Origin of the sequence: Micrococcus sp. KRD012 (assembly GCF_017168555.1) — a bacterium.
In the GTDB taxonomy this organism is placed as follows: domain Bacteria; phylum Actinomycetota; class Actinomycetes; order Actinomycetales; family Micrococcaceae; genus Micrococcus; species Micrococcus luteus.
In genome coordinates, this window is sequence record NZ_JABFBB010000007.1 from 265,378 (window position 1) to 271,628 (window position 6,251).

Consider the following 6,251-nt stretch of genomic DNA (forward strand, 5'->3'; position numbering starts at 1 on the left):
GCCTCGCCCTGCCCGCCCCCGCCCAGCGTTTTCGAACGTGAAAGGGGGGTTCTCAGCGCTTTCGGTCGTGAGATTGGCCCTATCTCACGACCGAAAGTGCGCGTGGCGCGGGATCGGGGTCAGCCGAGCCGGCCGGCCTCCGAGGCCTCGAACTCCTCCTCGTCCTCGGGCACCGGCTCGGTGCCGCGGGCGCGGGCGATCGCCGTCATGAGGTGGTACACCACCAGGGCGGCGACCGTGCCGAGCGTGATGCCGCCGAACACGAGCCCGCCGACCACGAGCTGGGGGTCGGCGATCGCGATGATCAGGCCCGCACCCGCCGTCATGAGGTTCACGGTGTTGGAGAAGTCCACGCGGTTCTGCACCCAGATGCGCACGCCCATCATGCCGATCATCCCGTAGAGGATGATGCCCGCGCCGCCGGCCACCCCGGCCGGGATGGTGGCGACGGCGGCCCCGAACTTCGGCAGGAACGCGAGGGCGATCGCGGTCAGGCCGGCCACCCAGTACGCCGCCGTCGAGTAGACGCGCGAGCTGGCCATCACGCCGATGTTCTCCGCATACGTGGTGGTGCCGACGCCGCCGCCCGCGCCGGAGAGCATGGTGGACAGGCCGTCCGCGATCAGGGCACGGCCGGTGAGCGGGTCCAGGTCGCGCTTGGTCATCAGCCCGACGGTCCTGACATGGCCGATGTTCTCCGCGACCAGCACGAGCACGACGGGCAGGAACAGGGGCAGCAGGTCCCAGCGCAGCTCCGGGCCGTGGAAGGGCGGCAGCCCGATCCAGGCGGCCTCCCCGACGGCGGCGAAGTCCACCTGGCCCTGCGCGAGGGCCAGCACGTAGCCCACCACGATGCCCACGAGGATGGACAGGCGGCCCAGGAGCCCCCGGAACGTCACGGCCGTGAGCACCACCGCCAGGGCCGTGCCGAACGTGGTGACCGGCACCTCCTGCATGGCCGTCGTCGTGGCGCCGGCGAGGTTGAGGCCGATCAGGGCCACGATCGTGCCCATCACCGCCGGCGGCATGAGCGCGTGGATCCACCCGGTGCCGGCGCGGTGCACGATCGCGCCGATCACCGTGAGCAGCAGGCCCGTCACCAGGATGCCGCCGAGCGCGGCCCCCGTGCCGCCGATCGCGGCGGCGGCCGTCAGGGGTGCGATGAACGCGAACGAGCTGCCCAGGTACGAGGGCAGGCGGTTGCCCGTGATGACCAGGAAGAGCAGGGTGCCCAGGCCGGAGAAGAGCAGCGCCGTCGTCGCGGGCATGCCGGTCAGGGCGGGCACGAGCACGGTGGCGCCGAACATGGCCATCACGTGCTGCACGCCGATGCCCACGGTCCGGGGCCAGCTCAGCCGCTCGTCCGGGGCGACGACGGTGCCCGGGGTGATGGTGCGGCCGTCGCCGTGGAGGCGCCAGCCGGGGCCGCGCGAGGGCCGGGTGGGGGTGTCGGGCGTTTCTCGGGGGCCTGGAAGCCTGAGCACAGCCCCGGTTCCGCGCCGGTGATTAGGGTACCGTGGGGCGCGTGGCTCAGTACTGTGGTGTGATCGGAGAGGCGCTCGTCGACGTCGTGGTCTCGGACACCGCGACCCCCCGCGTGCACGTCGGGGGCAGCCCCCTGAACGTGGCCGTGGGCCTGAGCCGGCTGGAGCGGCCCGTCCTGTTCGCCGGCCGCCTCGGCCGCGATGCGCACGGGGACATGATCGCCTCGCATCTGCGGGAGAACGGCGTGCGCTGCCTGCTCGAGCCGGATGCCGCCGCCACCTCCGTGGCCACCGCCCGCCTGGACCCCACGGGCGCCGCCAGCTACGAGTTCGAGCTGGACTGGACGCTGCCGCCCGCCGCCGCGCTCGCCCGGGACTTCGACGACGCCGCCGGCGGCCCGCTGCACCACATGCATGCCGGCTCCATCGCCACCATGCTCGCCCCCGGCGACGCCGAGGTGATGGCCCTGCTCGAGCGGATCTCGGCGGTCACGACCATCAGCTACGACCCCAACGTGCGGCCCACGATCGTGCCGGACCGGGCGTTCGCCCGCGCCCGCGCGGAGGAGTCCGTGCGGCTGGCGGACGTGGTGCACGCCTCGGACGAGGACATCGCGTGGCTGTACCCGGACCGCCCGCTGCGCGAGTCGCTGCAGGCGTGGCAGCAGATGGGCCCGGCGTTCGTGGTGATGACCCGCGGCGCCGAGGACATCGTGGCCGTCACCGCGCACGGCGTGGTGGAGCGCCCGATCGTGCCCGTGGACGTCGCGGACACCGTGGGCGCCGGTGACTCGTTCACCGCCGCCCTGCTCGCCGCCCTCGACGACCGCTCCCTGCTCGGCGCCGCGAACCGCGGCCGCCTGCACGCGATGGACCCGGCCGACGTCGAGTCGGTGCTGATCTACGCCTCCCGCGCGTCGGCGATCACGGCCTCCCGCCCGGGGGCGGACCCGCCCACGCGGGCCGAGCTGGCGGACTGACCCCACGCCCTCCCGTCCTCGCACGAATCTGTTGCGCATCCGACCCTTCCGGCGGGCGGGGACGCCCCCAGAAGGGTCAGAGACGCAGACGATCCCGGCCGCCTCAGAGCAGGCCCAGCCCTCGCACGGCGTCGCGCTCGGCCTCCAGCTCGGCGACGGTCGCGGCCAGCCGCCCGCCCTCACCCGGCAGCACGGACTCGTCCGGCTCCAGCCCCGGCACGATCCGCCACGCGGTGCCGCCGTCGGACGTCACGGGGAACGAGCTGATCAGCCCCTCCGGCACCCCGTAGGAGCCGTCCGAGACCACCGCGGCCGACGTCCGGCGCGGCGCACCGTCCGCGTCCACACCGGTGCCGAGGGTCCAGTCGCGCATGTGATCGATCGCCGCGGACGCCGCCGACGCCGCCGAGCTCGCCCCGCGCACCTCGATGATCTCCGCGCCCCGCCTCGCCACGCGCGGCACGAACTCCTCGCTCGCCCACACCGGGTCCACCACCTCGAGCGCCGGCCGCCACGTCCCGTCCACCCGCACGCGGGCGTGGGTGAGGTCCGGGAACTGGGTGGCGGAGTGGTTGCCCCAGATCGTCACGCCGGACACGTCCGTCACCGCGACGCCGGCCCGCGCGGCCAACTGCGCCACGGCCCGGTTGTGGTCCAGCCGGGTCAGCGCCGTGAAGCGCGCGGCCGGCACGTCCGGGGCGTGGGCGGCGGCGATCAGCGCGTTGGTGTTGGCCGGGTTCCCGACGACGACGACCCGCACGTCCTGCGCCGCGTGGTCGTTGATCGCCCGGCCCTGAGGCCCGAAGATCCCGCCGTTCGCCTCGAGCAGGTCGCCGCGCTCCATGCCCTTCGTGCGCGGCCGCGCGCCGACGAGCAGCGCGTGCTGGACCCCGTCGAAGGCGCGGGCCGGGTCGTCCGTGACCTCCACGTCGGCCAGCAGCGGGAAGGCCGCGTCGGCGAGCTCCATGGCGGTGCCCTCCGCGGCGCCCAGGGCGGCCGGGATCTCGAGCAGGCGCAGCCGGACCGGGGTGTCCGGGCCGAGCATCCCGCCGGCGGCGATGCGGAAGAGCAGTGCATAGCCGATGTTGCCGGCGGCGCCGGTGACGGTGACCGTGCGGGGCGTCGTCGAAACGGGGTCCGGGGCGGTGTCCTGTGCGGTGGTCTGCAGTGCGGTGTCCACGCCCCCATCGTGCCCCCGCTCGCCCGCGGAGGACACCCCGGCCCGCCGCACGGCCCCGGCCTAGACTGAGCGCATGCCCGCCCTGCCCCTGCCCTCGCGCCGTCCGCGGATGATCGCGACGGACCTGGACGGCACCATCATCGGGTACCGGCACACGCGGTCGGGGCGCCTGAGCCCGCGCACCATCGCGGCGCTGCGGGACGCCCACGACGCCGGCGTCGAGGTGGTGTTCGTGACCGGCCGTCCCCTCCGCTGGCTCGGCCCGCTGAGCGCGCAGCTCGGCCCCGTCGGCCCGGTGATCTGCTCCAACGGCGCCGTCCTCGTGGACACCGCCACGGACGACGTCCTGATCGCCCACCCCATGCCCGTCGAGGCCGTGTGGACCGCCACGGACCGGCTGCGCGCCCTGGACCGCACCGTGTCCTTCGGCGCCGAGACCCTCGAGGGCTTCTTCTGGGAGCACGCGTTCTCCGAGCGCGCCGAGTTCCGGGCCGAGGTCCACGCGGCGGCCACGCTCGAGGCCGCGCTGCCGGGTCGGCTGGGCGTCGTGAAGCTGCTGGCCCGCTCGGACACCCTGTCCCCGGACGCCTTCCTCGCCGCGGCCCGCGCCGAGCTGGACGAGCTCGTGAGCGCCACGCACTCCGCGCCCGGCATCGCGCTCGTGGAGATGTCCGCGCCGGGCGTGCACAAGGCCGCGACCCTCGCCGAGTTCGCCACGAGCCGGGGGGTCGCGCCGGCCGACGTCGTCGCGTTCGGGGACATGCCCAACGACCTGGAGATGCTCCAGTGGGCCGGTCTCGGCCTGGCCGTGGCCTCGGGGCACCCGTCGCTGCTGGCCGCGGCGGACGGCGTGGTCGGGGCGTGCGACGACGACGGGGTGGCCGCCACCGTCGAACGCCTGCTGGAGCTGCCCACGGACTGAGCCGCGGGCCGCCCCGGGCGGGTCAGAGGAACTCGTACGGGTCGAACGCCTCGACGTCGATCACGCGCAGGCGCGGCAGGGACGAGTCGAACGCGCCCACCGTGTGCTCGAGGTCGAAGAACTCGACCCCGGGGATGCGGCGCAGCTCGTGGGAGAGGAACTCCTCGAAGCCCATGATCCCGGTGCGTCGGCCCGGCGTGGCCGCGAGGTCGGTGAGCTGGGGGGCGAAGTCGGCGTCGTGGCTGACGAGGACGACGTCGTCCTCCCGGCCCAGCAGCGCCTCCGCGGTGCGCTGGATGCCGATGTCCACGACCTTGCCCTCGCCGCGTAGCATGATCGGCTGGAAGCCGAGGGCGGTGAGCGCCTGGACGAACGGGATGGGGATCTCGCCGTCGATGGCGAGGAAGAACAGGCCCTTGACCGGCTGGTCCCAGCGGTCCTCGAGGTAGCCGAGCAGGCGCTTCCAGCGCGGCCGCTCGTCGGGCTGGGGGCGCCGCTGCAGGATGGACGTGCCGAGGGTGGCGTCGATGTTCTCGCCGTCGATCAGCAGGTAGGTGGTTCGCTCGCTCACGCTCTCGAGGCTACCCGCTGGGGTGGACGTCGGTCAGCGCCCGCGGCCGAACGGGGCCGTCAGCAGGCGGACGACGCCCTCGAGCGGCCCCGCGCGGAACGGCCCGAGCTGCACGATAGCCCGCCACAGCAGCGGCAGCAGCAGTGACCCGGCGATCAGCACCGTCACGTTGAACCAGGTGTCGTCCGTGCCCGTGGCGCTGCGCCACGGGCCGGGACCCAGCCGCAGCACCCACCCGAGGTACCACAGGTGCGCCACGTACACGGACAGCGTCATCGCGCCGGGCACGGCCAGCAGCGCGCACCGCCGCGGCATGAGGGCCGCGCACGCGCCGAGCACGGTCAGCACGAGGCCCGTGTCCAGCAGGGCCTCCGCCGGGGTCGCCGTGTAGGGCACGGGGGCGGCGCCGGTCCGCGTCCGGGACAGGGCGAGCACGACGCCGGCCAGCGCGATCCCCCCGGCCGCCCAGGCGAGTCCCGTGAGCCGTGCGCTCCGGGCCGGGGCCGCCGTCGTCGTGCCGTGGACGGTGGCGACCAGCACCGCCCCCAGCAGCGCCCACGCGAGGAACAGGGGGAGGCGGTACGGGCCGTCCGTGAGGAACGCGGAGACCCACGGGGTCAGCGCCGGGCGGTGCAGCCCGAGCGCCTGCGCGGCGGGGGCGAGCCGGTCGACGACGTCGGCCGTCGGCGTGGCGGCGAGCAGGAGGCCACCCCCGCCGCTGAGGAGGGCCAGCACGAGGTGCGCGCCGAGCGGGAGGGCGGCCAGCAGGGCCATGACCACCGTGAGCACAGCCAGGTGCGCCAGCACGTTCACGACGGCCGCCCCGAAGTGCCCGGTCAGCCACGCCGCCCCGAACAGGGCGGCCGCCCGCACGAGCGCGCGGGGCACGGCCCGGCCACGGCCCAGCCACTCCGCCTCGAGGCGCGCGCCCACGCCCACGAGCGCCGCGAACAGGGGCGCGGTGAGGTGCTCGGAGAGGTGGAGCACCCCACCCGGGCCGCCGGCGGGCGCCGTGTGGGCGACCATCATCGCGACCAGGGCCAGGCCGCGCGCGACGTCCACCCAGACCAGGCGGCCCCGGGCGGTGTGGGTGGCGGCGGGAGCGTGGGAGGAG

At 75.0% G+C, this 6,251-nt stretch carries 6 protein-coding genes; 2 read left to right on the forward strand and 4 right to left on the reverse strand.

Features of this window, described 5'->3' with window-relative positions:
* Window positions 1-119 precede the first annotated feature (119 nt).
* Window positions 120-1,484, reverse strand: coding sequence for a solute carrier family 23 protein (locus tag J1M37_RS04570; protein WP_206452189.1), 1,365 nt, complete (start codon window positions 1,482-1,484; stop codon window positions 120-122).
* A 59-nt stretch (window positions 1,485-1,543) separates the two neighbouring features.
* Between J1M37_RS04570 and J1M37_RS04575 the strand changes: the two genes are divergently transcribed.
* Window positions 1,544-2,464: a carbohydrate kinase family protein gene (locus J1M37_RS04575; protein ID WP_010079702.1), complete on the forward strand. Its 921-nt coding sequence runs from the start codon at window positions 1,544-1,546 to the stop codon at window positions 2,462-2,464.
* A 103-nt stretch (window positions 2,465-2,567) separates the two neighbouring features.
* Here the strand turns inward: J1M37_RS04575 and J1M37_RS04580 are convergent, their stop codons facing one another.
* Window positions 2,568-3,644: a malate dehydrogenase gene (locus tag J1M37_RS04580; protein ID WP_036316532.1), complete on the reverse strand. Its 1,077-nt coding sequence runs from the start codon at window positions 3,642-3,644 to the stop codon at window positions 2,568-2,570.
* 73 nt (window positions 3,645-3,717) lie between these two features.
* Here J1M37_RS04580 and J1M37_RS04585 point away from each other — a divergent pair, with 73 nt between their 5' ends.
* Window positions 3,718-4,566, forward strand: a complete 849-nt coding sequence (locus J1M37_RS04585; RefSeq protein WP_069941156.1) for an HAD family hydrolase — start codon at window positions 3,718-3,720, stop codon at window positions 4,564-4,566.
* A 22-nt stretch (window positions 4,567-4,588) separates the two neighbouring features.
* Here J1M37_RS04585 and J1M37_RS04590 read toward each other — a convergent pair whose 3' ends face one another.
* Together J1M37_RS04590 and J1M37_RS04595 are read right to left on the reverse strand one after the other, a co-directional pair.
* A complete protein-coding gene (locus J1M37_RS04590; protein ID WP_036337153.1) occupies window positions 4,589-5,137 on the reverse strand; it encodes an NYN domain-containing protein in 549 nt (182 codons plus the stop codon).
* Between the two features lie 33 nt (window positions 5,138-5,170).
* Window positions 5,171-6,251: hypothetical protein (locus J1M37_RS04595; protein ID WP_241250827.1), on the reverse strand; the 1,081-nt coding region annotated here is incomplete at its 5' end.

Excerpts from the sequence above, each read along its gene's own strand:
- J1M37_RS04585 (WP_069941156.1), top strand. The coding sequence starts at position 3,718 with ATGCCCGCCCTGCCCCTGCCCTCGCGCCGTCCGCGGATGATCGCGACG.